The 17094-nt window shown below is 35.0% G+C and carries 13 protein-coding genes and 1 pseudogene; 11 read left to right on the top strand and 3 right to left on the bottom strand.

Annotated elements, in window-relative coordinates; translation table 11 throughout:
* Window positions 1-12: 12 nt before the first annotated feature.
* Both EKM02_RS10105 and EKM02_RS10100 read left to right on the top strand, forming a co-directional pair.
* The gene (locus tag EKM02_RS10105; protein WP_126454779.1) at window positions 13-291 is read left to right on the top strand and encodes a hypothetical protein; all 279 of its coding nucleotides are present in this window, start codon (window positions 13-15) and stop codon (window positions 289-291) included.
* The gene (locus tag EKM02_RS10100) at window positions 278-403 is read left to right on the top strand and encodes a hypothetical protein (RefSeq protein ID WP_317124982.1); all 126 of its coding nucleotides are present in this window, start codon (window positions 278-280) and stop codon (window positions 401-403) included. The genes EKM02_RS10105 and EKM02_RS10100 overlap by 14 nt, the downstream gene beginning before the upstream one ends.
* A gap of 247 nt (window positions 404-650) precedes the next feature.
* On the opposite strand, the gene EKM02_RS10095 is transcribed toward EKM02_RS10100, so the two are convergent.
* Both EKM02_RS10095 and EKM02_RS15295 read right to left on the bottom strand, forming a co-directional pair.
* Window positions 651-2426, bottom strand: a complete 1776-nt coding sequence (locus EKM02_RS10095) for a DUF885 domain-containing protein (protein WP_126454777.1) — start codon at window positions 2424-2426, stop codon at window positions 651-653.
* Between the two features lie 165 nt (window positions 2427-2591).
* Window positions 2592-2984 (bottom strand): annotated as a pseudogene (locus EKM02_RS15295) (DUF6943 family protein).
* 773 nt (window positions 2985-3757) lie between these two features.
* On the opposite strand from EKM02_RS15295, the gene EKM02_RS10085 reads away from it, so the two are divergent.
* Genes EKM02_RS10085 through EKM02_RS10045 form a run of 9 tightly spaced genes read left to right on the top strand, consistent with a single transcriptional unit; the run spans window position 3758 to window position 16283 of the window.
* Complete coding sequence (locus EKM02_RS10085; RefSeq protein ID WP_158614740.1) at window positions 3758-6820, top strand: SusC/RagA family TonB-linked outer membrane protein; 3063 nt, start codon at window positions 3758-3760, stop codon at window positions 6818-6820.
* Between the two features lie 10 nt (window positions 6821-6830).
* Window positions 6831-8333, top strand: coding sequence for a SusD/RagB family nutrient-binding outer membrane lipoprotein (locus EKM02_RS10080; RefSeq protein ID WP_126454773.1), 1503 nt, complete (start codon window positions 6831-6833; stop codon window positions 8331-8333).
* 6 nt (window positions 8334-8339) lie between these two features.
* Window positions 8340-9989 carry an alkaline phosphatase family protein gene (locus EKM02_RS10075; RefSeq protein ID WP_126454771.1) on the top strand — a complete coding sequence of 550 codons (1650 nt, stop codon included), beginning with the start codon at window positions 8340-8342 and terminating at the stop codon, window positions 9987-9989.
* A gap of 14 nt (window positions 9990-10003) precedes the next feature.
* The gene (locus EKM02_RS10070) at window positions 10004-11356 is read left to right on the top strand and encodes an aspartate aminotransferase family protein (RefSeq protein ID WP_126454769.1); all 1353 of its coding nucleotides are present in this window, start codon (window positions 10004-10006) and stop codon (window positions 11354-11356) included.
* A 13-nt stretch (window positions 11357-11369) separates the two neighbouring features.
* Window positions 11370-12962, top strand: a complete 1593-nt coding sequence (locus tag EKM02_RS10065; protein ID WP_126454767.1) for a purple acid phosphatase family protein — start codon at window positions 11370-11372, stop codon at window positions 12960-12962.
* 1 nt (window position 12963) lies between these two features.
* The gene (locus EKM02_RS10060) at window positions 12964-13152 is read left to right on the top strand and encodes a hypothetical protein (protein ID WP_126454765.1); all 189 of its coding nucleotides are present in this window, start codon (window positions 12964-12966) and stop codon (window positions 13150-13152) included.
* The gene (locus EKM02_RS10055; protein ID WP_126454763.1) at window positions 13152-14456 is read left to right on the top strand and encodes a DUF5690 family protein; all 1305 of its coding nucleotides are present in this window, start codon (window positions 13152-13154) and stop codon (window positions 14454-14456) included. Before EKM02_RS10060 ends, EKM02_RS10055 begins: the two co-directional genes overlap by 1 nt.
* Window positions 14440-15603: a TIGR03364 family FAD-dependent oxidoreductase gene (locus EKM02_RS10050; RefSeq protein ID WP_126454761.1), complete on the top strand. Its 1164-nt coding sequence runs from the start codon at window positions 14440-14442 to the stop codon at window positions 15601-15603. The genes EKM02_RS10055 and EKM02_RS10050 overlap by 17 nt, the downstream gene beginning before the upstream one ends.
* Window positions 15600-16283 (top strand): phosphonatase-like hydrolase, encoded by a 684-nt coding sequence (locus EKM02_RS10045; RefSeq protein WP_126454759.1) that lies wholly within the window; start codon window positions 15600-15602, stop codon window positions 16281-16283. Before EKM02_RS10050 ends, EKM02_RS10045 begins: the two co-directional genes overlap by 4 nt.
* A gap of 66 nt (window positions 16284-16349) precedes the next feature.
* Here EKM02_RS10045 and EKM02_RS10040 read toward each other — a convergent pair whose 3' ends face one another.
* A complete protein-coding gene (locus EKM02_RS10040) occupies window positions 16350-16931 on the bottom strand; it encodes a helix-turn-helix domain-containing protein (RefSeq protein ID WP_126454757.1) in 582 nt (193 codons plus the stop codon).
* Window positions 16932-17094 lie beyond the last annotated feature (163 nt).

Below are 17094 nucleotides of genomic sequence, written 5' to 3'. Positions count from 1 at the left end.
AGTAAATAAATTATGAATATAGTTGGACGTGCAAAATCACCAACCCCAAAGTTTTTTAAGGTTTTGAGAAGTATTGGAATGGCTTTATTGGCTATCAGTGGAAGTATCATTGCGGCTCCGGTAATTTTACCTGTAGCCGTTGTCAGTATTGCCAGATATGCAGCCCTAGCAGGAGGTGTCATTTCAATAATCAGCCAAATCACGGTTGATGATACAGCGAACCGAGAGCAAGCCATTACCAATCGATTGAAAAAAGACAATCAAAATTTACCGCGAGATGGAATCAAATAACACTTTATCAATTGGAAACGCGTCCGGAACTTTATTGAGTGTCATGCCAAATATTGTTTCTGAAGACATTCTAAAAACGATTTTCTTAGCAATAATTGGAGCTATTATTTAGTTTCCTAATTTCACTCCTTTTAAAAGGATTGACAAAATATAAAAAGAAACACTGAGACACTGAATCAAGTTCAATGTAAAAATGCAGCGAAAAATAATCCGGCTATGATTGGTACCCTTTTCCGGATGAATTGAGAAAGCCTGGTTCGAAAGATCAGGCTTTCTATTTTATAAGTCACAAAAAATAATTTTGATTGGGTTAAAAAACTGTTTTTCCCCAATTAATATTTATATTATCCTTATTTAATTTATTCAGAAGCCCAATTATCCATATAAGTTTCAAATACACTTAAAGGCACGGAACCAACCTGCAAAATCGCATCGTGAAACTTTTTGATGTCAAACTTGTCACCCAAGCTTTTTATATATTTGGCTTTCAATTCCGATATTTTCAATTCCCCTATTTTATAGGAAAGCGCCTGTCCTGGTATTGCCATATATCTTTCTGTTTCTGAAACAGAGGCTTGTTGCTCTCTTCCCCCCTTTTCCATCATGTATTGGATTGACTCTTCTCTTGTTAGTATTCCGGTATGCAATCCAACGTCTGTCACTAGGCGTATCGCTCTAAATAATTCGGATTTGTAGGCAGCCAATTTTTGATAAGGATCCGTGTACAATCCCAATTCTTCGCCCAATTCTTCGGCGTACAAAGCCCAGCCTTCAGAAAAAACGGAATACGAGGCAAATTGTCTAATTTTTGGCAAATCCTGATTCTCTTGTTGTAAGGACAATTGAAAATGGTGTCCCGGAATTGCTTCATGGATAAAAAGGTTGTCCATCCCCAACTTATTGAATTTAGTAGCGTCAACGATTGGAACATTAAAATAACCGGGTCTGCTACCGTCCGTTGTGCCTCTTTCATAATTGGCAGCCGAAGTCGCGGCTTTAAATTTTTCGATTGCCTTCACCTCGAAGGCTGTTTTGGGAACAATATTGAATAATTTTTTCAACTTCGGTTCTATGATGGGCAGGATGGCTCTGTAACTTTCCAATATTTCTTCGTCGGTTGCGAAAGGGAAAAAGGAGGGATCAGTCAGGGCATAATTGAAAAAGGCAGTTCGGTCGCCCTGAAAGCCGATTTTAATCTTTAGATTTTCAATTTCTTTGGTAATTCGTTCCACCTCCCGAAGTCCGGTTTGGTAAATCTCTTCAGGTGTTTGATTGGTTGTGGTACTCATTCTAACCAAATAGGCATACATAGCTTTCCCATTAGGCAAATCATTATAGCCCGAAGAGGTTCTGGCTTTTGGTAAATAAACATTTTTTAAATAATCGGCCAGTTTTTGATAAGTAGGGATGATTTTTGTAATGATTGCATTTTGATAGGCCAACCGAATCACTTTCTTTTCTTTTACTGAAAATGAGCTTGGTATATTTCGAACGGGTTCATAAAAGATATTTTTAAGTGTATCTGTAACAGTTTGAGCTTCCAGCTGCGGAATCATTTTAATCACCAAGGCTCTTGGAAGGACCATTTTCATTGCAAGACCTTTGTTAAAATTAGCTATCGCAGTATCGGCCCATATCGTAAAACCATCAATTCGTTTGAGCCAGTTTTCATAATCTTTCGCTGTTTTAAAAGGTTGAAAACTTTTTCCTGAACCAAGTGAGGGTAATGAACTGGGATAGCCCCTAAACTGGCTAAAGGGCATGTATTCAAAATTGAATTTTTCTCTTTCCAGTGTTTGCTTTATTTGGAGGCTCACGATATCAAAAGAAATTTTATCAAAGGAATTCAGCTTGTTTCTATCAAAAGATGCTAACTGTTTTTGATACATGATGGTAAAACCGTGTTGTTTTTTAAGGTAGGGTTCAGCGATATCGTTCGGAAATAAATCGTTGTATCTGTTGTCGCCTCTTTGTGTCGCTGTCAATGGGTTTAATAGTAAGCCGCCTTCGTAATAATTATCCAGAAATTTGCTGAATTTAGCATTGCTTGGGTTTTTTTGTGCCATTACAATTGTGCCAGTGAAAACAAAAAGTAGTACTGCTATTTTTCTAAGAAGAGATTTTAATTTATTCATATTAAGAATTGTTTAGAAAATGATTTAATACTATGCGTTAGATTAGTCTTTCGATTAAATGGCTGCTATTAGGGTATTTATGTTAAATAAATTTTTTTTCAATATGCTAATTTATGTTTTATTTTTTTAACTATTGCAATTATTTAGTTTGTACTCAAAGCGCTATTATTTACAATACCTCATCAATATCACTTTTCTCATTTCATTTATCAGTATAATATTCTTCTCGAATTGATCCTCTTTTTGTTCCAACAACCTCAACGCCTGAATTTGTTTTTTATGCAGCTCTTCTTCCTGCAGCATTTCATTTACCTTTAAGTTGAAAACTTTTTTGAAATCGTCGATTCGTAAAAATGAGATTACGGACCCAACCAGTGATTGATTCCAGAATCTTACTATCCATAAACTATAGGCGCTAACCAGTAAACCGTTTCAGTGTCTTCTGGTGAATTCCGCTACGCTCCATTTGCCACTATTCATTCCTTTATTGACAATAAAGATTTGGTTTGCTTTGTAAACTGTATTTTTTTGGTGTGTTTTAATGATGAAATTCGGCATGGTGGATTGGTATTAAATATTAATTTTTTGAAAAGAAAAAAGAGAATAAAATAAAGCCGTTAAAACAACAGAAATGACGAACGAAACCGGAGGGAGGTACGACCGACTGAAAGAGAGGAATGGATGCTATGTTTGCTGGATTTTTTTCTCTTTCTTTTCAAGAAATTGGACTATCGTCTTGTTGAGATTTTTCTAAGGAGGTTATTATGATTGCTTCGTTTCTCTCGCAAGGCAATCAAACACCTCCAAGCACGGCAGAAAATGATGATTGTAGCGACAGCGGAAATCATTATTTATCGAGGAGCGCAGTGACGGGGTTGTGGCAATCGAACAGCCACGGCAGGACGGGAACGGAAAGTACTCCCGCATTTTTGCGGGACGAAGTGACGTTTTTTACGGAACGGCGCCAACCCCGATGGCTGCGCAAAGGAGCAACCGCTGAAAAAATAAAGGGCGACAGACATGATACTGCTGGAATGCAGTGGAACGTAGCCTGCGGAGTGTAACGAAATGAAGCGGTATTGTGGATGTAATAGCCCTGCCGAACGGAACAAAGAGAACGACCGAAGAGAGGCCGCTTGATTTCATTTTAATAGAATCTATCCTATTTGATTTTTTTATTAGTTAACATTTAATTGACAATAGAATAAAGACTTGTTAAAGATTTCTTAAAATCAAAAAGTTTACTAATAGTAAAATATTTATCAAATTTGCTTTGTAAAATTTACTAATAGTAATTATTTAAGAGTCTGATGAAAAATTTAAAAACGTGTATGATCTTATTATTGATGTTAAGTACATCTTTAATTTTTGCACAAACTACTACATTTAAGGGTAAGGTTGTTGATGAACAAAACGTATCGTTGCCAGGCGCAACTGTCATTATTAAAGGAAAAACCACTGGTGTGGGAACTGACATGAATGGTAATTTTGAAATTGAATTGCCAAAAGGGAATGAGATTATTACAATCTCCTATATTGGTTTTGATTCTGTTGATTTTAATACTTCTAAATTAACAAGTGCAGTTATAGTGCTTCAATCTAGTTCAGAAAGTTTAAATGAGGTTGTAATAACGGCTTTAGGAATCAAGAAAGAAAAAAAGAAATTAGGGTATTCTGTTCAAGAAGTTGAGGGTGATTTATCAAGAGGAAGGGATGCAAATGTTATGAATTCTCTTGCGGGTAAAGTTTCGGGTTTAATAGTTGCCGCCTCATCAGAATTTTTTAGCAGTCCAAAATTATATTTGCGAGGAAAAAGTCCTTTGATTGTTGTAGATGGAGTTCCATTAGGTACGGATACTTATAATATTAGCCCGGACGATATAGAGAGTATCAATGTATTAAAGGGAGCTAATGCCGCTGCCTTGTATGGTTCTGTAGGAGGTAATGGTGCGGTACAAATTACTACAAAAAGAGGAACTAAAAATGCTAAAGGTTTTGTAGTTGAGTTTAATCATAATTCCTTATTTCAATCTGGATTTAATGCTATTCCTAATACACAAAATTCTTATGGGCCGGGGTCTTATGGTAATTATGCCTTTAAAGATGGTAAAGGAGGAGGAATAAATGATGCGGATTATGATCAATGGGGACCCAAGTTTGATGGGCAATTAATTACTCAATATGATAGTCCATTGGATACCAATGGAAATCTTATTGCAACGCCTTGGTTGGCCAGAGGGATTAATAATTTTAAAAACTTTATGGAAGACGGTTTGCTAATTACTGATAACTTGGCTTTGGCTTCCACCTTTGATAAGGGTAACATTCGATTCTCAGTTTCCAATACCTATCAAAAAGGGATTAATCCAAATACTAAATTAAACATCTACAATTATAACTTAAGTGGTCGATATAATTTAAGTGATAAAACTTGGGTAGATGCGAGTTCAAATTTTAATTTTCAAACTTCTCCTAATAACCCAAATGTGCAATACGGTCCTAACAGTTATTTGTATAACATGCTGATTTGGGGAGGAGCGGATTATGATGTTAGAGATTTGAGAGATTACTGGCAAGAAGGAAAAGAAGGTTTGCAAGTAAAAAGCTTTGAATATACGCGCTATAACAATCCTTATTTTATGGCTTATGAATGGTTAAAAGGATATTATAAAAATGACTATTCCGGACAAATTAGTTTAAATCATAAATTTAATACCAATTTTGATGTTATTTTAAGAACTAATGTGGCATTGAGTAATTTGTTTAGAGATGAAAAATTCCCGTATTCCATGACGACTTATGGAAGAGAAAAAGCACAAGGGGATTACAAAGAACAATACGATTACAAATTCAAAAATTATTCGGATTTGATGCTGAATTATACTAAAACCATCAATAATTTTGATATAAAAGCCACTCTAGGTTTGAATAATAATACGGAAAAGTATAGAAATTCCTATGCTACTACGAACTATTTAATTATTCCGGGATTATATAACCTGAGCAATACCCAAACCCCGGTTCAACCCACTAATTATAAGAGTCACTTTGAAAGTAATAGCGCTTATGGTTCTTTAGATTTATCGTATAAATCATTCTTATTTTTAGGAGCTACAGGAAGGTTTGATACTGATTCCAGATTGCCGAAACAAAATAATACCTTCTTTTATCCTTCTGTGGGTGTAAGTGCTATAGTAAGTGAGCTAATTAATATTCCTCATGTAGATTATTTGAAAGTAAGAAGTTCTTATGCAAAAGTAGGCAGTTCTTTAGATATTTATAGTAACCAAGATACCTATAGACTAAGAGATCCATTTACTATCGATGGGAAAACTTATAATGCCGCATATGTTGGAGAGGTTTTATCCAATGCGGATTTAGAACCTGCATTTAACTCTTCAATAGAAGTTGGTTTAGAAACCAGAATGCTTAAAAATAAATTTGGATTTGATGTCACTTATTTTGAAAATACCAATGGGCCTCAAATTTTCGACTTAAAATATTCTGAAACTTCGGGATATTTAGGGAGTAAAGCGAACGGAATTACAACAAAAACAAAAGGAGTCGAAGTTTCTTTGTTCGTTAAAGCTATAGCAAGTAAAAAGTTTAACTGGAATTTTAATGTAAACTGGTCTACTTATAAAGAGTATTTGAAAGAAGTTTATGCTGGTATTCAAAACAATGGTTTAATAAAAATTGGAGAACGAGTTGACGGGTTTTATATCTATGATTTTATGAGATCTAATACCGGAGCACTAATAGTGGGTGGTGACGGAAAACCTTTAATGAATTCGTATCAAACTAAGATTGGAAACAAGGCACCAGACTGGGCTTTAGGAGTTACCAACAATCTTAGTTATAAAAACTTTGGATTGAACTTCAGTTTTGATGGAAGATATGGCGGTAAAATCGAAAATTATGTCAATCTTAAAATGTGGCAAAGTGGTAGACATGAATTTAGTGATACTCCGGAAAGAGCCAATGATGTACAAGGTATTAAGTCTTATATCACGGATGGAGTAGTAGTTACTGGAGGAGAATTAGTTACTGATGGACAAGGCAATGTGTTGACAGATAGCAGAACTTATACCGCGAATACCACAAAAATGTATTTTCAAGATTATGCCAAATCATATCATGGTAAAACTGCGGCTAATATTATTGATAAAACCTTCTTTAAATTAAGAGAAGTAAGTGTTACTTATAATTTGCCTCAATCTGCGCTGAAAAATTCATTTATAAACGGAGCTTCTATCTCATTGATAGGAAGAGATTTATTGTATTTCTCTAAAAATAAGAACATCGATTTGGATCAATTTCTAAACGAAGGTTCTTCGCCTTTGCAAACACCAACCGTAAAAAGTTATGGTCTTAACTTAAACTTTAAACTTTAAAAATAAACAGATGAAAACATTAAATAAGTATAAAAACATACTAATCATTGCACTAATTTTTATAATTAGTTCCTGTACCAATTTTGATGAATTAACGAATGATCCGAACAGAGCCACGAGCGTTCCGCCTTCCATGTTATTATCTGAGGTGTTAAGAGTGACGAATAATCTCGGTGAAGGTCCTTGGTCTGATGCACAAAGAGACAACCAATTTTGGACAATATCGTTTGATTATTACGGATCTCAAGATTATAATTGGGGATCAGCACCTTTACGATATACGACCTTATCTAATGTTGTTGCGATGGAAAAAGAAGCTGCAAATTTAGATACCAAAAATAAATACGGTGCTTTGTCAAAGTTTTTTAAAGCTTACTTTTTAGATTTTATGACAAAAAGAATGGGAGACATCCCGATGACAGAATCATTAAGAGCAGCAGGTGTTGATGCCATTACACAACCTAAATACGATAGCCAAAAAGAAGTTTACGTAGAAATATTAGCACTTCTTGAAGCGGCAAATGATCAAATAATTATTGCTAAGGGAGAAGTTGGAACTGGAGCTGTTGAAGGGGATTTTTTATTTCAAGGAGATTTAGACAAATGGCAAAAAACCATTAATGCTTTTCATCTAAGAATTTTAATCAGTTTGAGTAAAAAAACAACAGAAATAGATGTTAAAACAAAATTTAATCAGATCGTATCCAATCCAAAAAAATATCCAATTATGACCGGAATTGCTGATAATATGGCCCGTAGTTTTTCAGATGAGAATGGCAATAATTATGAATTAAATCCAAGTAGTTATGGTTTCAACAGAAACAGAAATATTATGGGAGGAACCTATTTAGATATTTTAAAACAAAATAATGATCCTAGAATCTACAAAGTAGCTGATCCTGCTCAATTTTATTACGATGCAAATGATCCTTTAAATTTAAACGCTTATATCGGTGCGAATACGGGTGAGGACCAAGGCGCCATGCAAGTCGCATCAGATGAAGGAAAGTTTTCTTATCCAAACGAAAAAAGGTTTTATAGTACTTACAGTGGAGAAGAGTATATTTTAATTGGGTATGCCGAACAACAATTTGGAATTGCTGAAGCCATTAATAGAGGATGGATTGCAGGTGATGCGGCCACTTATTATAATTTAGGGATCAAAGCTTCAATGGAGTTTTATGCTGTTTCCACAACTGACATCGATACTTTTTTAGCTAGTGCCAATATTGTTTATAAGGGAAATACAGCAGATGGATTAGAACAAATTTTGAGTCAAAAGTATGTCGCCTTTTTTCAAAACTCAGAGCGCGAATCCTATTTTAATTATAGAAGAACAGGAATTCCCGTTTTTAATGTAGGGCCTGCTAATAAAAATGGGTTAAGAATTCCGATGCGATGGAAATATCCACAATCTGAATTTGAAACCAATAGTATGAATGTCAATGCTGCATTGACTAGTCAATACGGAGGATCAGATGATATCAATGCCATAATGTGGTTGTTAAAATAATCAAGGATGCACTATATAAAAATTTTAAGTATGGCCATAGGGATTTCTTCCTTATGGTCTTGTACAGCAAAGGCGCAGATCAGCGCTCTTGAAGCAAAACCCAAGCATGTAATTGTGATTGGTTTTGATGGATTGAGTCCTGCTGGGCTGGAAAATGCAACAACGCCTAATTTTCATAAAATCATGCAAGAAGGAGCATCCACGCTTCATGCCAGAGCAGTATTACCTTCTAGTTCAAGTACTAATTGGGCTTCTATGATAATGGGAGCAGGTCCAGAGCAACACGGTATAACTTCAAATAGTTGGGAAAAAAATAATTTTGTTTTGCCGGCGGTTACCCAAAGTGAGGATTTTCTTTTTCCAACTATATTCCATTTGATTGACAAACAAATTCCAAATGCTGAAATTGGAGCCATTTATCATTGGGACGGGTTTGGACGTTTATTCGAAAAAAGCGCGGTTGATTATGATGTAAACCCAAAAACAGAAGATGAAACTGCAAAAGTAGCCAATGCCTACATTAGTGATAAAAAACCAACCTTCACTTTTATTCACTTTGATCATAACGATCATGCCGGTCATGAATATGGACATGGAAGTCCGGAATACTACAAATCTGTGGAGAAAGCAGATGAACTATTGGGAGCGGTAATGGAGGTTATAAAAAAATCTGGAATGGAAAATGAAACCTTGGTCATTATTTCTTCTGACCATGGTGGAGTTGCAATGGGGCATGGTGGGGAATCACTCGAAGAAGTAGAGATTCCATTTATACTTTGGGGAAAAATGATTAAGAAAAATTTTAAAATAATAGATCCTGTCTATCAGTATGACAATGCTGCAACAGTAGCTTTTGCTTTAGGGCTAAGAACTCCCAAAGCCTGGATTGGAAAGCCAGTAAAAAATGCATTTGTGGGTTTTTCAGAAATGGATGATTACCCTTTGACAGAGCGATTGAAAGAACCAATAATGTTTCCTAAAGCTGTATACAATAAAAAAGCAGGAGGCTTGTTCGATATCGTTGCTGAAATTAGTATTGAAAATCCAAACCAGGATGGAAAAATATTTTTTACAGTTGATGGAACAATGCCCACAAAATTTTCAAAAGCCTATACCACCCCTTTTAATACTAATCAAAATACAGTTGTCAAAAGTGCTATTTTCAAGAATGGAAAAATTAGTAGTATGGTTAGTGAGGCCTACTATAGAGTAAAATCAAAAAAATTATTAGCACCAGTAACTTACGAACTTTTTTACTTAGACAATCTAAGTAGTATCCCTTCCTTAGAGAGTAGAATACCAGATAGTAAAGGAAGCTGTTTTGAAATCACCACAGATGGTCTAAAAGAAGAAATTAAAAGGAATACTGCTATTCGATTTAGAACACAAATTAGAATTGAAAAAGCAGGGAGTTACACTTTCTATACCCGTTCTGACGATGGAAGTAAATTATGGGTAAATGCTGTTGAAGTTGTTGATAATGATGGTGATCATGGTGTAAGAGTAAAAGATGGAAGCATAGTACTTAAGGAAGGAATGCATCCTATGGAAATCGTTTATTTTAATGCCGGAGGCGGTGGCTGGTTGGATGTGTTTTATGAAAGTAAAGACATCCCAAAACAGATTATTCCCACAACAGTTTTAAACGCTCAATAGCTATTATAATTAAGATGCAACACAAAATTCCCATAAATAGTGTAACCGAAGGCGATATTAATCTTACAGCGGCGCGCAAGGATTGGTTGGCCACAGCAGTTGATGAAAAAACAAAAGTACTTTTAGAGAAAGATGCCCGATATTTTTTGCATCAGGCTTTGTCAACGCCTTGTCTGGATGTTTTAAACGATTGTAATGATGCTACTATAACTTCTGTTTCTGGTAAAAAATACTATGATTTTCATGGGAATAACGTGCATCAAATAGGGTATTCGAATCCTAAACTGATTAAAAATATTAGCCAACAGTTACAAAGTTTGTCTTTTTCGCCAAGAAGATTCACAAACGAACCGGCCATTAATTTTGCGGAGAAATTAGCCAGTTTATGTCCGGGAAGTTTAAACAGAATCCTTTTAACGCCTAACGGAAGTTCGGCTGTGGGAATCGCCTTGAAATTAGCGCGAGCCATAACTAAAAAGTTTAAAGTTGTTTCTTTCTGGGACTCTTTTCATGGGGCTTCTTTAGATGCAATCAGTGTGGGCGGCGAGTCTGTTTTTAGAGAATATATGGGGCCGTTATTGCCCGGAATTGAACGAATTCCTCCTCCGGTTACCTATCGAGGTATTTTTGAAAATAATGAAAATAAATGTTTAGAATATCTGGAATATGTTTTTGAAAAAGAGGGAGATATTGGTGCTTTTATAGTGGAAACTATTAGAAATACCGATGTACAAATTCCATCGAAACATTTTTGGAAAGAGGCTAGAAACCTCTGTAACAGCTACGGTGTTTTATTGATCTTGGATGAAATTCCAATTGCTTTAGGCAGAACCGGAAAAATGTTTGCTTTTGAACATTATGATATCGAACCTGATATTTTGTGTCTGGGCAAAGGTTTAGGAGGCGGTATTTTTCCACAGGCTGCAACTATTACCAGAGATGAATATAACGTTTTTGGCGCTGTTTCATTGGGACATTATACGCACGAAAAAAGTCCAATTGGAGCCATCGCAGGGCTAACAACAATTCAATTTATTGAAGAAAATAATCTCTTAGCAAAAGTACAGGAAGATGCGATTTATATGCAATCCGAATTAAATAGGTTTCAAGAAAAATTCTCACTTATTGGTGATGTTCGCGGCATAGGTCTTTTGTGGGGCATAGAATTAGTAAAAGACCGAATTACCAAAGAAAAAGCGATTGTTGAGGCTGAAAAAGTGATGTATGCTTGTTTGAAGCGGGGCCTTAGTTTTAAAGTTTCGGTAGGAAATGTATTGCAATTATCGCCGGCATTAACTATTAGTAGAGTAGAATTGATGGATGCTTTACAAATTTTAGAAGAAAGTTTAGCATTAGTACAAAATTAGAAAAACAATAAAAATGAAATATTTACGCCTATTATTAGCCCTATTTTTGATCCCTTCTTTATCGATTCAGGGACAAGAAAATTTAGTAAAAATAACCATTCAACCCTATCTACAAGATGCTTATCCCAACTCTATAAAAATCCTTTGGGAAACAAATTCGGGAGAAGAAAGTATTGTAGAATGGGGATTGACAAGAAAATTAGGGAAAAGAACATCCGGAAAATCTTTTGATGTTAATTATAGTTCTGCCAGAATTCACGAGGTGAAATTAGAAGGATTAAATCATTATACCGCTTATTATTACCGTGTACTTACTAAAGGAGTTCAATCGGATATTTTTGAATTTAAAACGCCACCCTTATCCACTCAGGCAGAATCTTTTAATATCATTGCCATGAGTGACATGCAAAAGGATCATAACAATCCAGACAAATTTTCTGAGATTGTAAATCAGGGAATTCTGGACTATTTACAAAAAGAATTTCCGGGTAAAATATCTAATAATTTAGCTATGGTTCTAATTCCAGGGGACTTGGTAGAAAATGGTACGAATTATTCCCAATGGAAAAATGATTTTTTTAATCCTGCCGAAAAACTTTTTTCTACAGTTCCTTTATATCCTGTTCTGGGAAACCATGAAAAAAACAGTATTTATTATTTTAAATATTTCAGTCTTCCAGAAAATGGTTCACCTGCTTATGCGGAACATTGGTGGCATAAAGATTACGGAAACACGAGAATCATAGGCTTAAACTCTAATGAGGGCTACAGCGATAGTAAACATCAGTACGAATGGTTGGAAAAACTTTTAGACGAAACGGCTAAAAATCCTGAAATAGATTTTGTTTTTGCCCAATTGCATCATCCACATAAATCGGAATTATGGATCCCAGGAGAATCTAATTTTACTGGTAAAGTGGTCCAATTATTAGAAGATTTTACCACTAAAACAGGAAAGCCGAGTATTCACTTCTTTGGGCATACTCATGGCTATTCTAGGGGGCAATCAAAAGACCATAAACATTTGTGGATAAATGTTGCCTCAGCTGGAGGAGCAATAGATAATTGGGGAGAGTTTGAGGGAAAAGATTACGATGAGTTTACCGTTACACAAGATGAGTATGGGTTTGTAATGGTTGAGGTCGATGCCAATAAAAAAGATCCAAAGTTTACGATTAAAAGGATAAGCAGAGGAAATGAAGAACAATTTAAAGCTAATGAAGTAAGTGACCAAGTCGTTATTTATAAAAACGAACGCAAACCTAATATTCCTAAACCGGTTTCTCCTGCTGATTTTATAGCGGTTGATCTTAGCGAAGTACTGTTAAAAGCGGGTGTCTTTAGCAGCGAATTTGAAGGCGCTTTTCACGCTGCTTCCCATTGGCAAATTTCTAAAACTAAAGAATTTGAAAAGCCAATTTTTGATAGTTGGAAACAACACGAGAACTGGTATTATAAAGTAAACAGACAAGAGAATGATGATCTTACCGATGAGCACAGCAATCGATTGGAAACAAATCTTACTTATTATTGGCGCGTTCGTTACCGAGATCAGAATTTAAACTGGAGCGATTGGTCTGATGTTGCAACATTTAAAACAAAATAACATGAAAAAGTCAGTTGTACTAACGAGTTTACCCGCTTTTTTTGGAAATAGTAATACTGTATTTAGTGACGTTAAAACAGCAGAACAGTTGTTTAGCACTCAAATCGCCCCCACCGTTTTACAGGTTTTAGATCGCAAATTGAAAGATGCTGAAATGAAAGGCAACCCGATAAAAGTATTCAAACACTAATGAAAAAGGTAGTAAAAAAATCGAATATTCCTTTTATATTGAATGCTTCACTGGCTTCGTTTGGTGCTTACTTCTGTATGTATGCCTTCAGGAAGCCCTTTAGTGTAGCCACATTTGAAGGGATGGAAGTATTTCATATTGATTACAAAATTATTCTAATCATCGCACAAGTATTGGGTTATGCATTTTCTAAATTTATTGGAATTAAAGTGGTCTCCGAATTAAAAGCCAACCAACGAGCGTATTATTTGGTGGGATTAATTCTCATTGCGGAACTGGCTTTGGTTTTATTTGCTTTGGTGCCCCAACCCTATAATGTAGTTTTTATGTTCCTGAACGGAGTTCCTCTGGGAATGATTTGGGGAATTGTTTTTTCCTATCTTGAAGGCCGTAAATTCACTGAAATATTAGGGGTAGCTCTTAGCACCAGTTTTATCGTTTCCAGTGGGGTCGTGAAATCAGTTGGACTTTTTGTAATGACATCTTGGGGATTTTCGGAGTTTTGGATGCCTGCCATCACAGGAGCATTATTTGTATTACCTTTATTGTTTTTTAGTTGGCTATTGGAACGAATTCCAAAGCCCACACAAGAAGATATTGAACTGCGCTCCGAACGTATTCCGATGGTTGGAAAAGACAGGAAAAAGTTGTTGTTGCAATTTTTATTTCCAATAACGATATGGGTTTTATTTTACACCTTCCTGACCGCTTTTAGAGATTTTAGAGACAATTTTTCCCGAGAATTATGGGATACTATTGGGTATAAAGGGGATGTATCAGTCTATTCGAGTTCTGAAACATGGGTTGCTTTCATTGTATTGTTGGTTTTAGGATTTGCTTTTTATTTTAGAGACAATAAAAAAGCCTTATTTTTTTACCAATTTTTGCTTTTGGTAGGATCAATTTCCTTAGGATTTTCAACCTATTTATTTCACTCCGGAAATTTAGATCCATTCACTTGGATGGTCGTTTCGGGCTTTGGATTATATATTTGTTACGTCCCTTTTAATTGTCTATTTTTTGATCGTTTTATAGGAGCTTTCCGGATCAAAGGGAATGCCGGTTTCTTGATTTACCTTGCCGATGCCTTTGGTTATTTAGGAAGTGTTCTTGTTTTGTTGTATAAGAATTTTGGACAATCCGGTTTGTCTTGGATTGATTTTTTTATGTACAGCGCGTATTCGGTTGCAGGAATTGGAGCCCTTGTCACCATCAGTTCAACTCTTTATTTAAAAGGAAAATATAAAAAACATAAAAATCAAAATGAAAATTTTAAATTAGTAGTAGATGAAACCAATGTATGATCTTATAGTTGTCGGTAGCGGAGTTTTAGGCACTTTTCACGCCTATCATGCCTTGAAAAAAGGACTTCGGGTAGCTATTATAGAAAAAGATAAAATGCCAAAAGGAGCTACAATTCAAAATTTCGGACAAGTTGTTCCTTCAGGAATGGACTCAAAATGGCAGGCATACGGAAGAGAAAGTTTAGCGATCTATAAAGAAGTTCAAAGCCAATTTGATATTTCAATCCGTCAAAATGGCTCGGTTTATTTGGCTTCGAATGAGGAAGAAATGCAATTAATTGAAGAGTTGGCTCAAATTAATCAATCGAATCAGTATCAATCCCATTTGTTGACTAAACAAGAATGTTTGGATAAGTATCCGGGTTTGCGTTCCGATTATGTAAAAGCAGGATTGTTTTTCCCTGAAGAAGTTACGGTGGAACCTAGAACGATGATTTACAGGTTGCAAGAGTTTATGATTCAGAATATGGGGCTAAAACTAATCACCAATACCAGTATTATTAATTGTGAATCTACGCCAAGCGGAGTCTCTCTTTCAAGTGCTGCAAATGAAGAATTCATAGCCAGTAAAGTGATTATTTGTAATGGGAATGAGTTTAAAAACTTGTTTCCAAAGCTTTTTAACGAAAGTGATTTAGAGGTTTCGAAGTTGCAAATGATGCAAACCAAACCGCAGCAAAATTATACACTTGACGGCTCGATACTTACAGGCTTGTCCATCAGGAGATACGAAGCGTTTTATGAATGTCCTTCCTTTAAATCAATTAAATCAAATGAAGATCCAAATTCTTTAGAAAAAAAATGGGGCGTACATATCTTATTCAAACAAGCGGCTGATGGTTCCGTCATTTTGGGCGATTCCCATCAGTATGCTGACGCCAAAAATAGTGATGATTTGGGTTTTGATTTAGACATGGATATTGATAATTTCATGATCGAAGAAGCCAAAAAAATAATTGATTTGCCCAATTATGAAATTCAAAACAGATGGTATGGCCTGTATTCGCAATGTAAAACTAAGGATGTTTTTGAGCATACAATAGATAATAATATTCATATCATAACAGGAATAGGCGGGAAGGGAATGACAGCAAGTGCCGGATTTTCCAAAGAAAATATAAATAAAATTTTTAATACAAAAGAATGAAACAAAGAATAGAATTGGTGGTCTTTGATATGGCCGGAACAACAGTTAATGAAGGCAATGTCGTTTACAAGACTGTACAAAAAGTAATTAATGATGAAGGATTTAATGTTAGTTTAGAAGATGTTTTGAAGTATGGAGCGGGAAAAGAAAAACATCAGGCGATTACAGATGTTTTAAAAGAATATTCGCGCCTTAATAATGTTAGTCAGATTGCTGACGCTGCCTTTTCAAAATTTAAAATAGCGCTAAAAAATGCCTATGATATTTTAGAAATAAAAACTTTTGAGGGGACAGAGCAACTTTTTAAAGATTTAAAAGCTAGTAATATTAAAGTGGTTTTAAATACAGGTTATGACAGTAAAACGGCTCATTTGTTATTAGAAAAATTAGGCTGGATTGTAGGCGAAACAATTGACGGATTAATAACAGCTGATGATGTAGAAAATGGAAGACCGGAAGGAGATATGATTCTTTTGGCAATGAAAAATACAGGTGTAAATAATGCTGAAAAAGTAATGAAAGTTGGTGATTCAGCTATAGATGTTGAAGAGGGTAAAAATGCTAATTGTGGTATTACTATTGGAGTTTTGACAGGAGCTCAAAATAGAACTCAAATACAAGAAGCAAATCCAACTTATATCATAGAAAATTTAAATGAATTAAGAGCGATTCTTTTATGATTTTTGTTTAGTTATTTTTTGAACTCTCTTTTTTGATATACTAAAAAGGGGAGTTTTTTTTAAAAATTATTCTTTTCCAGTGTTTAAAAAAAAGTAAAGCACTAGCATTTTAGCAGAAATTAGTCCCTTATTGACAGGCACATGAGGTATTCGTCCATCAAAAAAGAGAGAATCACCTTCTTTTAAAAGCACTTCTTTATCACCAATTATATAAGAACATTCACCAGAAATCATGTATTTGAATTCATAAGCATCCGTTTCTACCTTGTCTCTTTGAGAATTAGGTTGCACTTCAAGTAAAACAGCTTCAAATCCAATTGAGGAAAGTTGTTTGCCAAAAATATATTTATAAGTAAAGCCTTTGGCCTCATCTTCCTTTTCGATAATCGCATTTTCTTCGGATCTAGATACAATATAACTAAGTTCTGAAGGTTTAGGCATACCTTCAAAAAAATCGGAAACGTTTATTTCTAACGCATTAATTATATTCAATAATACCGGTAAAGAGGGAATAGTTCTCCCATTTTCAATTCTGGAAATCAGGCCATTACTTACATCAGCAGCGCTAGCGACAGTGCTGATGGTTTTTTTATTGGCTTTTCGAATATCTTTAATTCTTTTTCCAATACCTATTAAATAGTCATTCATAGCTTGTTTATATTTAGTACGAATATCCAAATTTAACTTGATATAAAAAAGCCGCCTTATTGTTTTTACGCATTTTTTTTTATCCGATGTCCCGTCCTGAAATAGCGATACACAAAAAGTATCCTAATGGAAAAACATGAAGAAACACGCTATGTGAAGCGGA

The organism is Flavobacterium sp. RSP49, assembly GCF_003968735.1.
Taxonomy (GTDB): Bacteria; Bacteroidota; Bacteroidia; order Flavobacteriales; family Flavobacteriaceae; genus Flavobacterium.
Note: the sequence above shows the minus strand (reverse complement) of the source record. Positions and strands in the feature narration are given on the sequence as shown.